This window comes from Chryseobacterium amylolyticum, assembly GCF_051011775.1.
GTDB lineage: Bacteria > Bacteroidota > Bacteroidia > Flavobacteriales > Weeksellaceae > Chryseobacterium.
In genome coordinates, this window is record NZ_JBPCHX010000001.1 from 676,593 (window position 1) to 691,642 (window position 15,050).

At 35.7% G+C, this 15,050-nt stretch carries 14 protein-coding genes; 11 read left to right on the forward strand and 3 right to left on the reverse strand.

Annotated elements, in window-relative coordinates:
• Positions 1-37 precede the first annotated feature (37 nt).
• Entirely contained in the window at positions 38-622 is a 585-nt protein-coding gene (locus ACR1PO_RS03015) for a DoxX family protein (RefSeq protein WP_433985781.1), read from the forward strand.
• Positions 623-950: 328 nt separating this feature from the next.
• Here ACR1PO_RS03015 and ACR1PO_RS03020 read toward each other — a convergent pair whose 3' ends face one another.
• The gene (locus ACR1PO_RS03020; protein WP_433985782.1) at positions 951-1,184 is read right to left on the reverse strand and encodes a helix-turn-helix domain-containing protein; all 234 of its coding nucleotides are present in this window, start codon (positions 1,182-1,184) and stop codon (positions 951-953) included.
• 172 nt (positions 1,185-1,356) lie between these two features.
• Here ACR1PO_RS03020 and ACR1PO_RS03025 point away from each other — a divergent pair, with 172 nt between their 5' ends.
• Both ACR1PO_RS03025 and ACR1PO_RS03030 read left to right on the forward strand, forming a co-directional pair.
• A complete protein-coding gene (locus ACR1PO_RS03025) occupies positions 1,357-1,884 on the forward strand; it encodes an alpha/beta hydrolase-fold protein (RefSeq protein WP_433985783.1) in 528 nt (175 codons plus the stop codon).
• Positions 1,885-1,953: 69 nt separating this feature from the next.
• The gene (locus ACR1PO_RS03030; protein WP_433985784.1) at positions 1,954-2,136 is read left to right on the forward strand and encodes a hypothetical protein; all 183 of its coding nucleotides are present in this window, start codon (positions 1,954-1,956) and stop codon (positions 2,134-2,136) included.
• 251 nt (positions 2,137-2,387) lie between these two features.
• Here the strand turns inward: ACR1PO_RS03030 and ACR1PO_RS03035 are convergent, their stop codons facing one another.
• Entirely contained in the window at positions 2,388-3,353 is a 966-nt protein-coding gene (locus ACR1PO_RS03035; protein ID WP_433985785.1) for a metallophosphoesterase, read from the reverse strand.
• Between the two features lie 655 nt (positions 3,354-4,008).
• Between ACR1PO_RS03035 and ACR1PO_RS03040 the strand changes: the two genes are divergently transcribed.
• On the forward strand, positions 4,009-4,173 hold the full coding sequence (locus tag ACR1PO_RS03040; RefSeq protein ID WP_433985786.1) for a hypothetical protein: 165 nt from the start codon (positions 4,009-4,011) through the stop codon (positions 4,171-4,173).
• Positions 4,174-4,322: 149 nt separating this feature from the next.
• Positions 4,323-4,904: a DJ-1/PfpI family protein gene (locus ACR1PO_RS03045; protein WP_433985787.1), complete on the forward strand. Its 582-nt coding sequence runs from the start codon at positions 4,323-4,325 to the stop codon at positions 4,902-4,904.
• Between the two features lie 147 nt (positions 4,905-5,051).
• On the opposite strand, the gene ACR1PO_RS03050 is transcribed toward ACR1PO_RS03045, so the two are convergent.
• The gene (locus tag ACR1PO_RS03050; RefSeq protein WP_433985788.1) at positions 5,052-6,029 is read right to left on the reverse strand and encodes an alpha/beta hydrolase family protein; all 978 of its coding nucleotides are present in this window, start codon (positions 6,027-6,029) and stop codon (positions 5,052-5,054) included.
• A gap of 495 nt (positions 6,030-6,524) precedes the next feature.
• Between ACR1PO_RS03050 and ACR1PO_RS03055 the strand changes: the two genes are divergently transcribed.
• The 6 genes from ACR1PO_RS03055 (at position 6,525) to ACR1PO_RS03080 (ending at position 15,004) form a co-directional block, all read left to right on the forward strand.
• Positions 6,525-7,865, forward strand: a complete 1,341-nt coding sequence (locus tag ACR1PO_RS03055) for a helix-turn-helix transcriptional regulator (RefSeq protein ID WP_433985789.1) — start codon at positions 6,525-6,527, stop codon at positions 7,863-7,865.
• Between the two features lie 133 nt (positions 7,866-7,998).
• The gene (locus ACR1PO_RS03060) at positions 7,999-8,886 is read left to right on the forward strand and encodes a hypothetical protein (RefSeq protein ID WP_433985790.1); all 888 of its coding nucleotides are present in this window, start codon (positions 7,999-8,001) and stop codon (positions 8,884-8,886) included.
• A 440-nt stretch (positions 8,887-9,326) separates the two neighbouring features.
• Positions 9,327-10,790, forward strand: coding sequence for a hypothetical protein (locus ACR1PO_RS03065; protein ID WP_433985791.1), 1,464 nt, complete (start codon positions 9,327-9,329; stop codon positions 10,788-10,790).
• Positions 10,791-10,956: 166 nt separating this feature from the next.
• Positions 10,957-12,447 (forward strand): carboxylesterase/lipase family protein, encoded by a 1,491-nt coding sequence (locus ACR1PO_RS03070; protein WP_433985792.1) that lies wholly within the window; start codon positions 10,957-10,959, stop codon positions 12,445-12,447.
• A gap of 377 nt (positions 12,448-12,824) precedes the next feature.
• Entirely contained in the window at positions 12,825-14,138 is a 1,314-nt protein-coding gene (locus ACR1PO_RS03075) for a phage tail-like protein (protein ID WP_193544701.1), read from the forward strand.
• Between the two features lie 218 nt (positions 14,139-14,356).
• Positions 14,357-15,004: a hypothetical protein gene (locus ACR1PO_RS03080; RefSeq protein ID WP_193544700.1), complete on the forward strand. Its 648-nt coding sequence runs from the start codon at positions 14,357-14,359 to the stop codon at positions 15,002-15,004.
• Positions 15,005-15,050: the final 46 nt, after the last annotated feature.

Here is a 15,050-nt window from a genome sequence, read left to right on the forward strand (position 1 = left end):
GTTCTATAAATTACAACAAATTAAATTTATTCAATGGATGATTATTCATATCAGATATCTTGTTGCATTGGCATTCGTCCCTTCCGGGTTTACAAAAATAATTGGTGAGAGATTTACTCAATTACCTACAACCGGTTCCATAGGACAGTTTTTTGAAGTACTTTATCTTTCCGGGATCTATTATAACTTTATAGGTGCTATGCAGATCATTACCGCAATCCTTCTTATGACACAGCGATTTGCATTAATTGGAACATTTCTTTTTCTGGCAGTAACAGCCAATATCTGGATGATTACAATTTCACTGCATTTTACAGGTACCTGGATCATCACGAGTTTGATGATGTTTGCGGGTATAATTCTGCTTTATTGGGATAAAAATAGAATCGCAGAATTGAATTCGGAGTATGATTCACCAAAAAAAATGTATGCTCCAAGGGTATCAAGCATTTGGGTCAATGCGGGCATCATTTATATAAGCACCCTACTCATCCTTTGCTTTGTTGGTCCGAAGACCGATTTGATATCTAAAACCATTTACTACGTAGCACTATTTATTTTAGTCGGCACTGCACTTTACTCCAATTTAGTTTTCTGGAAAAAATCAAAGCAAAGCAAATAGAATTAACATGGACTTTTCTTTTAAATTATTCAAAAAAAATACAGTAAAACCCGGAAATGTATGAATTTAAACCAGCAATGTTCAATTCTGTATAATAAATAACGGAATAACAATAGACCCCGACCGATACAACGTCATAGGGAAAATATTATTCGTATAATCAGGATATCTTGATGATGTAACTTAAAGCCCAGAAATAAGGTGGATCTTATAAGGATTACCAAGGTTTGCAGGATAAAATGACGGACGGTTGAATAAAAATGATTGATAAATAAAATCTTTATCTATCTCCTGTACTTAAGCGATTTGACTTCGTTTAAAGCATCCATCAGATCAAATGGTTGACCCTGTAGAATCTTCCTATTTGTTCTGCTTTAATATTACCTTTTAAAATGTTTGAGCGCACGGTTTGATAAATGAGTTTAAGAATTTCTGAACACTCTTTGATAGAGCATAGCTTCTTTTTTAACTCAATTTCAGGTTCTTTTTTGAGAGAATAGAGTAAATCTTTTACTTCTCCTAATTCGTCGAGAATGGTTTGGAATGGATTTGTTGTCTGCATAATATGTAATATTTATTTGCAGACAAAATTGTATGATTGAAATAACTAATGATGCAATTCTACTCAATTGCGTTAAGTTTAATGCTTGATATTAAGTATGATGTAATATTTTGGCAATGCCAACTGTCTTATTATAATACTTGATTTACCCCTACAAACATAAAACCCATTTATGAGACTTAAAATTAACTATACCGAAATTATAAAAATAAAATTTATATTGATCGCCGTAACTATTGTTTCAAACCTGTGTCCAGCTCAGACCTATTCACAATTAAATATATCAGATACAATCTCAATTAAATCAAAAGTCTTTGAGACCGAGCGAAAAATAATAATAACAAGATCTCTTAAAATAAAAAAAGAAAATAAAAATAGCTGTATTCTATATACGGATGCCGATGATAGGGATATAAATGGAATTATACTACAATCAGCCAATAACTTAATTGCTTCCAAAGAAATGCCTCAAAGTTATTTGGTTGGAATAATGCATCAGGACAGAAATACCGAACTCGTAGAAAAAGAAAAATTGCACCGATTCATCAATGAAGAAGTATTTCCTTTTCTTGAAAAAGAGTATACTATTGAAAATAAAGTAACAATTGCTGGTCATTCATTCGGAGCGTACTTTGCGACATATGCATTTTTTAAAAATAATAATTTGTTTAATTCCTGTATTGCCATAAGTCCTGCGTAATGGCACAACAATAAGGATGTACTCAGTTTAATAGAGGAAAAAAAGAATTCTGTATCTGGAAATTTCTTTATGGCTATTGGAGGTATAAGATGCGATAAGATTTCTTTGAGGGATAATGCAAGTATTGCCGGTAAATTATTAAGTGATATAAAAAGTTTAAGATTCAATTTTGCTGATTTGTCAGGATTCAGTCATAATGCAACACCAACTGTTGGTTTTGAACTTGGTTTTAGCTATATTTTTGATGAATGAGAATGGGGAAATATATTGATGGAACAGGACAGAAGATTAAAAGATTTTCCAGATTTTTGGGGATTTCTTGAAATAAGGGGCGATGCTTTATTTCATTTAGCCCGAGTATCAGAAGCACAAATTTTCCATTCCCGAGCTTTATATAATGTTAGGGAAGATAATGAGTTATCGAAGGAGAAGAGAACGGACACCATAAAAAGGCTAAAACGAAAATGCGTAAAAATAAATGAAGTTTATGATTGATCGTACTTCTAGTGTTTTAAAATGGTTCGTTTTTCTGCTTTATCATTGACTGCAAACCACACACCATTTTCATATATTGCCGCCTGATGATCACCACCGTGCCTGTTTACATCAATGCCTAATACCTTTTCACCATAGTAAAATGCTATATTACCTTCAACAATGGTGTGACCGACAATTATCCTTTTTACCTTGAATATTTCCAAAGTACTTGAGACTTCTGCCTCTGTTGCCTTGGGCTCAAAGAAATACCCCCTATACCAGAAAAGTGAACTGTTGCCCATAAAAAAGGGGTCTATTTTCGGGTCGCCTACCCCCTGAAGCATCTTTACCTGATCATAAAACGGACGACATATTGTATTGATTTGCTTTATAGAGTGCCCAAGCTCATTGATGATAGGTGAAACTCCAGCATGCATACACAGATTGTCTCCGATTTTTTCGATCGTATTCTTTGTCCTAAGCCACCTTCCGAGCTCAGAACTTTTATCAAACAACGACATATAATCTAACCTCATGAGCTTTGCACTTTCCGTATATTTGGGCTGTATATAACGAAGATCTCCTGATAGGTTCATAATATCATGATTTCCCAAAATAGTATGCACATAGCCACCTGCTTTCTCAGCCAGGTATTCAAGTCTGTAGATCAGCCACATGGTTTCGGTTACCGCTAGCCCGCGGTCGAATAGATCACCGCAGATCACCAAGTGCCCTTTACCGTAAGTCCAATTGTATTTTTCATCAATAATCTTATTGACTAATAGCAGATTCCTGAATCCTTCAAACTGCCCCTCAATATCAGAAACCACAAACATTTTTTTTGGCTGGCGAAAAATTGAACGCTCATTTTTCAAAGAGTTCTTCAGGGAAACTGTAAAATTCAAGCTTGGATCTGCAAATTGAACGCTGACCTTTCCATCATTTACCTCATATTTATTTGCTACGCCATTAACTACAACTCTATTCCACACCTTTCCATTTTCATAGGATACGTGAGGGCCATCATAAAGGTTCTGCCCGAAGATTTTTATACTACAAACAAAAGTCAAAATACTTAGCCAAAATATTTTCATTTTATATGAATTCCTATTGAAGTAAAATGGTCGTAGGATTGCAAAATTGATTAGAATATTCTTCATGATTTATTAATTGACAATAAATATAATGAATATAAATTTAACCTTTAAATATCTTTCTATTAGATATATTGCTTAAAATGATAATGATTTTATTACAGATATTTTTTTATTGTCGATAGTTAATCATATTATATCAATATAAACCATGCTTTTCATGTTAGATGTGGTATGTAAAAATATAAATCAGCTAAATTTAAAATCTGTAAAGAATACATAAAGGTAAATCAATAACCTGCGTACTATAGATACAGGTTAAATTCAAACCTGAATAAAATGATTACAAAGAAGCCTATCATTTCCGTATCTATCAGTTATATATTTTTACTTTCATTAGCAAAAAATACAATTTGTAATTTTAAAGCTTTGTTTTTTAGTTTTTTAAATGAAGGATGTAGTATTTTTTTAAGCTCTAAAACATAACCGTTTATTTGTCGAAAATTAGTGGCAAGATAGAAGATTAAAAGCTGAGCCTGATTTTTGGGGATTTATGGAAATAAAAGCAGATGCCTTATTTCATCTGGGACGATCATCAGAAGCTAACACTACTTACAAAGAATCTTTGTATAACGTAAAGAAGGATAACGAATTATCAAATAAAAAGAGGACGGATATTATAAAAAGACTGAAGCAAAAGATCAGAAATATCAAATAGATCATTAATTTTGATAGCGGGGAAAAAATAACAGCACTAGCATTAGAGAAAAATAAGAATGTAAAAACTCGTTAGGGGTTTGTTTGTGATGACAAGTCCAAAATGATGCCTATTCCTTTTTTTAATTTAACAGTAAGAAACTAACAAAAGTGAAAAAAATAAACGTTGGAATTCTAATATTTAACGAAGTTGAGGTTTTAGATTTCGCTGGGCCATTTGAAGTTTTTTCAATAGCTGAGGGTACAGATTCAGAGAAATTATTTAACGTATTTACAATTGCTGAGATCAGGAATAATATTACGGCAAGAAATGGCCTGCAGGTTGTTCCCACATTTACATTTAACGACGATGTTGTTATTGATATATTGGTTATTCCCGGAGGATATGGTGCTGAAACTATTGAATTTAAGAATGAAAAGTTGTTGAACTGGATCGTTGAAAAAGATAAAAAAACGATTATCACCTCTTCAGTCTGTACTGGTGCGATTATTTTGGCTGAGGCCAAGCTACTTAATCACAAAGAAGCTACGACACATTGGATGGATCTTGATCGATTAAGGAAAGATTATCCTTTAATAAAGGTTGTCGATCAGAAATTTGTAGAGTCAGGTAAAATTATGACTTCGGGCGGGATTTCGGCCGGGATCAATATGTCTTTGTATATCATCAAAAAATTATTTGGAAATGAAATATCTATTAATACGGCTAAAAGAATGGATTATGATATTTGAAGCAGGGAATTATATACTTAATCGTACCAAATTTTATTAATCAACTCTACTTCTTATAGAATAAATTGATCATCGAATAAGCAGTATTTTTTTGATAGTGTGCAACCCAATATATTATTTCCTTAATGCAATAGCAAGATGCTTGATTTACAGGTTACCATTCAGAAAGTTTAATATAATAGATTCTATTTCCTGATGAACCTCTGTTCTGTCGATACCGTGCGGATCCTCAAAGAATATGGCCTCATCCTGTCCATATTTTTTTACTTTCGGCAAAAAAATATAATGTCCAAGATTCCTTTTAAGTACTTGGAGCTGCGATGTAGGAATAAAACGATGATATTTTGCAGCATTGCGTTTTACCGGGGCAATCATATCATTCTCAGCCCCAAGAATAAGAACCGGTGCTTCTACCGTAAACTGATCTTTGGTTGAAAAGCCTAATCCTAAGGCAGGTGCAAGTGCAACAAAAGCCCTTATCCTATTATCCTTCAAACTCAACGGTATTTGACTACAGTCTATCTGATCGACAAGTGGCGTAAGGTCACCCATTTCCGGAATAGTGAGCTCTTGTTTTCCAGGCTTAGTTTTCGACTTTTTCTTGAGCAAAGCACAGTCTAATTTAGCTCCTGCCAACGCTAATGATGTGTATCCTCCAAGGGAAAAGCCCACAACTGCCACTTTATCATTATTTATTAAGTTTGAGAGTTCCGAATCATTCAATATCTCATCTATTAAAAATGAAATATCCAATGGCCTTTCCCAATACCTCACAAAATACTCAGGAATTCTATTGTCTGTGGTATTTCCAAAATGATCAACCGCTGCCACTATGTAACCTTCTTGCGCAAGCCTCTTTGCCAACCAGATTAAACTGAATCTGCTGCCTCCGGTACCGTGTGAAAGTAAAACCAGCGGGTGTTTCTGTATATTTATTTTAGAAATGGCAGAAGATTCTTTATCTGTTTCAATAGCCAGATCCTGTGGATACCAAATCTCTGTAAGGAGTAAGCGATTCCCTCTCGAGATATCAGTGTATTCCTTGGAAATATGCTTGAAACTACTGGCCTGTGCAGGCAAATGGGAATAAGCTAAAAATATTACAAAGTAAAAGATTCTTGTCATGCAATTATTTATATTTAGTAGACAACTGAAAACCTATTTTCATAACATTGCAATAATTTATTTCACTTTAAAATAAAATGGCAAGACCATTTATAACTGAAAAATATTCTGTTCAAAATTATAATATGTGATATAGAAATCGATCCCGTTTAGAAAAACAGTGTAATAATGCCTGCTAAAAACCTAGTATAGCACCACAAGTATATCGTCCTAACAAAAGTGATCAGCTTTTCGTAAATCCTTTGATATCGCCTTTTAGCCTCAACACCATACCTCATTAATTATTTGGAGCAGATTCAATAAAAATATCTTTTTTTACTTTAAGATAAAACCTATTTTTATAAATTAAACTTTTTTTTGTAAAACATGAGATTGATTTTATGTCTGTTTTTTCTATCCTTCCATTTAATTGGGTACGGTCAAAGCTATGTAAAAAACACGGATAGCCTCTATAATGCTGTATATTCCAGCAAAGAATTTTCAAAAAAAAATGAAATGGAACTTGTACAGACTTGTAATGATCTTTATAGAGAATCGGTCGACAAGGGTGACGATAAAACGGCACTAAGAGCGTTGACGACAGCCATAAGGATTTATACAGAACGTGGCGAGAATTCAAATGTACTTACAAGAATTGAAAAAGCTATGACACTTGCCCGTGAACAGGATGACAATTTCAGGTTGAGCCTTCTTTACTGCTATCTGGGAAGAGCTTTCATGAAGGCCGGTTTTTTTAATAAAGCAAGGAATGCTTTCGATGCAGGTTTGAAAATTTCCTCTCAAGTAGACTCAAAGGACAGCGAACACATATTAAAGGCTCAGCATTACGGGGGCATGGCCGCCTTCTTTGAAAATAGCAATCCCACTATTGGAGATCGGGAAAATACTTCTTTCAAAGATTCTATGGTATACTTTGCCAAGAAAGCGTATGCCGAAGCAAAGATGATAAGCGTAAAAAATGCAGAAAGACCTCGTTGGTTAGGTGAAAGAGCTCGTATTGTCGGATCCGTTCTGGTTGCAACCCTGGATTTTGGCCAGGGCCAGAAATATCTCAGCGAGGCTGAAAATTTGCTCTCCGGCCTTAACGATAAAAGGTTTTTGATCGGACTATACCGATTCAAGGGTCTGTTAATCTACAACTCACCTGTTGATAACCGCCTTAAAAGAACATTAGACCTTTATAATGAATCTTTTCATCTTTCAGAAATATATGATATTCCACAAGAATCATATTTTATTAAAGATGCGCTTGCCAGCCTGTATTCAGAAATGAGAATGCCCGTTCAAACAAGAATTTTTGCTGATGAAACCAAGAGAATAAAATATGAGATGGATAAAGCTGACCACGAATCCGTACCGCTCGCGGCAAAAATTGAACTAATACCATCTAAGCGCCCTTACTATTTTGTTATTTTGATTGGAGCGATTACATGTTTGATCTCAGCAGCAATTATCTATTATTTTATCACTAGGAAGAAAACCCGCTACGCGTCAGCTGGCACTGAGGAAGAAGATATCGCACCTATGGATGTGCAGCCTCATACTGATCATATTAAGCAGCTGTTACAATTGGCAAAAGAAGATGAGAAATCATTCTACATCGTATTCAAACAGATATTTCCAGATTTTCAGAATAAATTACTTAGTATCAACAATGAACTCTCAGTTGCAGATCTGGAACTATGTGCTTATCTGAAGTTGAATCTTCAGACCAAAGAAATAGCGCAATACAGAAAAAATACAATCTCATCTGTAGATAACCGAAAGTCCAGGCTCAGAAAAAAATTAAACCTCCCATCAGATATCAACCTCTACGTATGGATTGATAATATATGATAAAAAATCAAAACCAAGTATAATAACCTGATTTTCAGTGAATGGATAAAAGCGGAGATAAATAGTAGAATATACCAGATTCAAAATTTCATGTGTTCCACACCGGCATTTACATTTGCAGAAAATTTAGAACATGAAAAATCAGATTATTCAGCTTTTGTTTTTAAGTATGGGGTTAAATTCTTTTGCCCAAGTGGGTATCAATACAACCAGTCCAGGAAGTACATTGGATATTAATGGTTCTTTTGCCACACCTTATAGAACACTGCCCGCGGCGTCAGAAAGCGTATCTACTTTGACAGATACAGACTACTATGTTAACTATACAGGCGCTGTCGATTACACAATATATCTACCCTCCGCCAATCCGACACATCCTTTTAAAGGCAGAGAATATGTCGTTCGCAATCCAACCGATAAAGTACTGACGATCAATTCTGGTGGAAATGAAAAGATAGATGTTGCAGGATCGGAATATTCCAATATATCTGTCCCTAAAGGATATGTAGCCACTTTAAAAAACACAGGTAATGCCACCGGAAAAACCTGGATTTTAACGTCTCTGGCATTGAGCGGCCTGCCTGCTGATCAAAAGGTTCTAAAATATGCGACAAAAACTACATCTCCCATTAATGCGTCCACGCCGACCGGGTCAGAAACCTGCATAGGCGTCCTTTGCATTCGTTTTGCAGGAACTTCTTCTAATACATATCAGAGCAGCGGACGATTTCAGGTGAAATTCAACACACAGACCAATTATTCTTTTTCCCGTTGGTTGTTCGGCGCCGGAACAAGTGCTAACACAGGTGCTGGTGGATACGGAAGGGGAAATATTGCCGCCAATACGTGGCTTAATCTCGACGGTGACGGATTAAACCCCAGCAATGATGATATGACCTCATACATTATTTCAGCTATTTCTTCGCAAAAATTATATCGGGTAAATACAATCTTGAGTAGTGATAAATCAACACCTTCTACCTTATCAGTTGTTAAAATATTTATTGAGGAGCTTGAATAACAAGGTATTGATGTTAAAGTCAAAAAGATTCTAAAAACACATTTTTTATAGTGAACTGTAAAAAACATTCACATTGCAACTAAACAAAAAAGCGGTTGGGATTATAGGGCCGTAGGATCTCTACTCTGTAAATTCCTTAGGAGTAAGTTAAGTCATTCAGCATATGAGCCTTTTCATCAGGCTACGATGTGGAAACTAGTCTTTTACGGTGTAAACTCATTGAATATCATTTTTTTTAACTTATATTTCCAACCCATGTTGCTCTATAATCGAGCTCTCAATTTAAAACACACAGTATATCTTTAAAGCAAATATAACGATCATTCATCCTAAATGCTGCAAAATTATTATTAAACCTGTTATACATTTTTCTTTATAATATCAATTTGAATCGCTATATTAAGCATGAAAATTCTATATTTTATTTAAAACAGATGCGATTGATCCTTTTATCAATATTTTTTTCACTCTTCAATTCTGCTTATGGCCAAGGTTACAAAAAAAATACCGACAGCCTCTACAATGTCGTTTATTCAGCGGAAAAATTTCTAAAAACAAATGAGCAGAACCTGATAAAAATGTGCGATGACCTATACATAGAAGCAGACGATAAGCATGATGACAAAGAGGCCCTACGTTCCATCACAACCACCATACAGATTTACAGTGAACTTGGTGATCACTATAATGTACTTAGAAGAATCGAAAAGGCGATAAATCTTGCCCAGGAGCAGAAAGACTATTATCGATTAAGTGCCCTTTATACCTATTTGGGACGTTCTTTTTTAAATCTGGGATTCCACAACAAAGCGAGAAGATCCTTTAATATTGGTCTAGAGCTATCATCAAACGTTAGAACAAAAGATAGCCTTCACATATTGAAATTACAGCATTACAGTGGTATAGCGATGATATTTGAACACTCAAATCCACCTATCGGTGAGCCAAGAGCACCGTATAAAGATTCTATGATAAACTATCTTCAGAAGGCATACGCAGAAGCGAAGATGATAAATCCCGATCATCCTGGAAGAGCACGGTGGCTTGGTACGAGAGCAAAAATTTTAGGATCAGTTTTAATTTCAGCGTTATACTATGATGAAGGAGGAAAATATCTTAAGGAAGCAGAAAATTTATTAACAAATTTAAATGATAAAAGATTTATGATCAGTCTTTACAGATTTAAAGGGATCTTAGCTTATAATTCTGGCCTTACGGATAGCAATCGAAAAGCACTGCATTTTTATAATGAATCACTTTGCCTGGCGGAGATTTATGATATTCCAGCTGAATCATACTATATTACTGATGCACTCGCGAGCTTATCTTCAGAAATGAAAATGATCGTTGATGCAAGACTTTTTTCTGATACCAGTAAAAAATTAAAGTATGAGATAGAAGAATCAGAACGAAAGGCTATGCCTATTGCACAAGGGATAAATGTGCCCACTCAGAATAAGTCTGAGTCAGTTACTATTCTTTATTTAGCAATTTTATTACTGATCGTACTTTCCGGATTTACAATCTACTACTTTTATATTTTCAAAAGACGTGTTAAAAATAATATTACGTATAATCAAGTTTATGAAACTACTGATGTAAAACCTGAAAAGAGGGATATCGAACAACTTTTACAAATGATTAAAGATAGCGACAGATCTTTTTATGTTGTATTTAAACAAGTATTCCCTGATTTTCAGAATAAATTACTTAACATTAACAATGAACTCTCAGTTTCAGATCTGGAATTATGTGCTTATCTAAAGTTGAACCTTCAGACCAAAGAAATAGCACTGTACAGAAAAAATACGATCTCATCAGTTGATAATCGAAAATACAGACTCAGAAAAAAATTGAATCTCCCATCAGATACCAATCTCTATGTATGGATTGATAGCATCTGATACTAAAATCATGAACTAACCAAAATTAACCAACTGATTATCAATGAATGGATAAAAACGGAGGTATACAGTAGAAGTTGATAGATGTAATTTTATGATCAGACTTTTTGATCTTATAAATTTGAGCAATTAAAATGATTGTATAAATTATTACCTGCTCAAACTTATGAATATAGACACATTAGTTTCTACAACGCACGGCAAGATTAAAGGGTATATAGAGAATCGATTAGGGGTATGGAAGGGCGTACCCTATGCAAAAGCGCCGATCGGTAGTTTAAGATTTAAGTCTCCCGAGCCTATGGATATCTGGCAAGATACAAAAGACGCAACGAATTATGCTCCTTCGTCACCACAATTAAAACTCGATAATCCGATTGGCGATATAAGTGAAGATTGTCTTTACCTGAACATATGGTCCCCCGGTACAGACGGCAGCAAACGACCGGTATTGTTTTGGATACATGGCGGTGCCTACATTAGTGGATCGGGATCCATAACTGCTTACGATGGCTCTGTATTGGCCAAAAATGGTGAAGTGGTAGTCGTAACAATCAATTACAGGCTCGGACCATTCGGCTTTCTTTATACAAAAGATCTGCCCGACGGAGATTTAATTGATACCAACGTCGGTCACAGAGATCAGCTTATGGCACTTAACTGGGTACGTGAAAACATTGCGTCCTTTGGGGGTGATCCCGAAAACATTACCATATTTGGAGAATCTGCGGGAGGTGCCAGCGTAGTTAATCTTTTGGGATCGCCATTAGCTAAAGGACTATTTCATAAAGCTATTGTTGAAAGTCCCTGCAGTTATCATATTGTGTATAGTGATAAAGCCAAAGCAACTCTGATAACAAGAAGATTTTTAGAACTCTTGGGTATTCAGGACTATAGTGCGAAGCAACTTTTAGATGTATCTACTGAGGATATTGTTAAAGCAGCTATAAAACTTGTGGACGAAATTGCCTTGTCACATCCGGGTACAATTGCCTTTCAGCCATTGATTGGTGACGATCTGCTTCCAGAGTCTGCACACACAGCCATTAAAAATGGAAGTGGAAGCCACGTTCCTTTAATCATCGGTTCAAATCAGGATGAGGGTACTGTATTTGCAGGTATGCCTGCACCTGTTATGCCTGTGCAAGACAAGCAAATGGAACTTTTTCTGGAAAATGCATATCCTGACACTTCAGCGTCTATTAAAGAAGCATATAGTACTATTCCTGCATCGTTAAGATCGGTTAAAATGGGCGGCGATGCTATCATTTGGCACTCAGTTACAACCATTGCAGATGCAATGCAGTCGAAATGCCCCACTTATCTCTATCGCTTTAAATGGAGTAGTGACTATTTAAAAGCTGCAGGACTTGGAAGTTTTCATTCTTTGGAAATACCTTTTGTCTTTGGAACACTGGACGCCACGGATTCCAAGCCAATGTTGGAAGCTGCGGATAAGAACGAAGTGGAAAAACTTTCGACAATTATTCAGGATTGCTGGCTCAACTTTGCACGGACCGGAAATCCTAACTCCGGTGAAGGATTTCACTGGGAAAAATATGACTCAACGGGTAGATTTGCAATAGTATTTGACAAAGAAATCGGTTTCGAGCACGATATTGAAGCAAGGTATAGAAAGGCATGGCAGGAACAGTAATATATTAGAATTTTTTTTCAACGATCTTCCATCTGCTTAAAGATCGATCCTTTTTATCCCTAGAGACACAGAAAATCAAAATCGGTCAATTTATTTGAAGTCATTTTGCTTACAAAACCTTCTAGTTCCTGTCAACAGCTAATGACAATAGGAGGCTCTTATGTAGGTCCCACGCCTTGTTTATCAATGTCACATTGTAGCCTCCGATTAATTCCGGGATTACTGATTAAGTTGATAATGATCTCTGCCTGGGAGTACAATTTACAAATAACTAATAGATCAATATTTATAAAAAGGTAAGTAAACCCATTTCTTCTATAAAAAAACAAACTAATAAGCTTACTCAATTAAATTCATTTATGCAAAATCCCCTTAAAATGAAAAGAAATCTAATCTTAATTATTGCAGTGCTAAGCAACACAGCAGCTTTTTCTCAGGTAGGAATCAATACGTCTGCTCCATCTGCCACTCTTGACGTCATGGGAAACCCTGCAGAACAAACATCTCTTGACGGCATTATCGCACCGCGCCTTACCGGAAATCAATTGAGACAAAAAACATATACTACTTCGCAGACCGGAGCTTTGGTATATGTGACCGCCCCTGACAATGCAACAACGGGGCAGACCGTCCTTGTGAAATCCGCTGGTTACTATTATTTCAACGGCAATCAATGGATCAAAACTGAAGGAACAAACTCAAATGTATATAACTCAAATGGTTCACTATCTGATGTGCGACTATTGAATCTGGCCGGAAATGACCTTACGATTTTGGGAACAAACCAATCCACGGCTTTCAGCGCGTCCGGTGGATTTCAGCAGTCTGGTGTTGCAACATCAAGCAGTAAAATGGCATCAGGAACTTTTTCATCACCGGATAATGATGGCAATTCAGTCTCATCCACTTTGAAGCTTGAAATTATGCCGGAACAGCCTGGACGTATCACAGCCTCTAATGACGCTACGGCACTATCATTGGGTACAACCACAACTACAAGCCCTGCACCTATCATATTTACGACAAGCCCGGGAAACAATGGTGTTGGAACTGAAAAAATGCGGATAACAGCAGAAGGTAATGTTGGTGTGGGAACAATCTCCCCTACTTCCAAATTAGAGATAGCGTCAGGCAACAATGGAATCTCAGGTTTGAAATTCTCAAACTTCAACGCATTAACACCTGTTAGCTCAGGTCAAACGATCGGAGTAGATTCTGCAGGGAACGTCATTACCATGCCCAACGCTTCTGCAAGTACCATCAGTACATTTGAACAGACATCAGGGGGACCCGGGGTCAATGGTTCTAATTTTAATGTTAACGGTGCTGCCTGGACTACAATTCCAGGAACGGTGCAAAACATCAATATCCCTTTGGGAGGAAAGGCCGTTTTTATCAACTTCATGTTAGGAATTGATTATTCAGCAGCACCTTCGGGATCAGGATATTCCTACTACACTGCGGCATTGTATATAGATGACGTCCAGACCAACGTGTACCAGACAACACAGGAGCCAGGGCCTGGAGGCCTGCAAGCCCAGTATTCCTTGAGTTCAGTTAAATTTTTAAATGCCGGCTCACATAAGTTGGATATTCGCATGAAACGTACGTTTGATAATGGTGTGCAAAACAGTGCCAATATCACCTGCATACCTATTTCTTTATCTTTCAATGCGAGCTACATCAATTAATACAATAAATTTTAAAGGTAAAATACGAATGAAAAAATTGTAATATCTGTTAATTACATGGTCTTTCATCCTTCCTTGTCTTGTTAAAGACACAGCAGAAGCAGAAACTAAAGCAATGGTATAAGACAGAAAATTTTCAAAAAAAGTAATTGTACAGTACTAACAATTAATGTTAGCTAGTCTAATTGTGACCGCCCCCCTTTTTAAATCAGCAAGAATTGATTCATCATTACTATTTCAAAGATTATAAAAAAACACTTCTTTCATTTACTATATTTAGAATTGGGAGAAGCCATTATTTATATCTTTTTATATTCTATTTTGCATCATTTTATGCTAATTCCCAGATTTTTCAAAAGGAAAATGGCAGCTTACACGTTACAAAAGGTACAATATTTATATCAAAAAAAAATATTGCTGATTCCAGCTCTGCTGTCAATATTTATATTGCGGAAGGTACTACAGTTACAGGACTTCAGGAGTTCACTAAATCTAAGATAAGCATTAACTATTTAAAAAATAAATTTCCAAAAAAGCATCTAAAATCTATTAAATTAAAAAAAAGCAGCCCCCCTCCTGTTGCTAAAAATAAAGAAGTCAATTCCAAGATCTCTTTTAAGAATTGCACTAAGGGCAGAATGTTTTTGATGGTTTCAAAGAGTTTTTTTGCGGCTGTTACTCTTGACGATACCAATTATCAAAAAATATCAGGTTTATTAAGAAAGAGTACCCTCCATTTCTCAGGCAATTCTAAGAAAAAACTGCTTTTAAAAAACGTTATTGAGCCAAAATCATATTTGGAAATTTCAGGTTTCTACAGTGTCAGGCCGCCACCTGCTTTTATTCTTTATACAACCGTACTTTGAATTTAAAGTACAATTCAGTTTAGATTACAATTACATAAATTAAAAG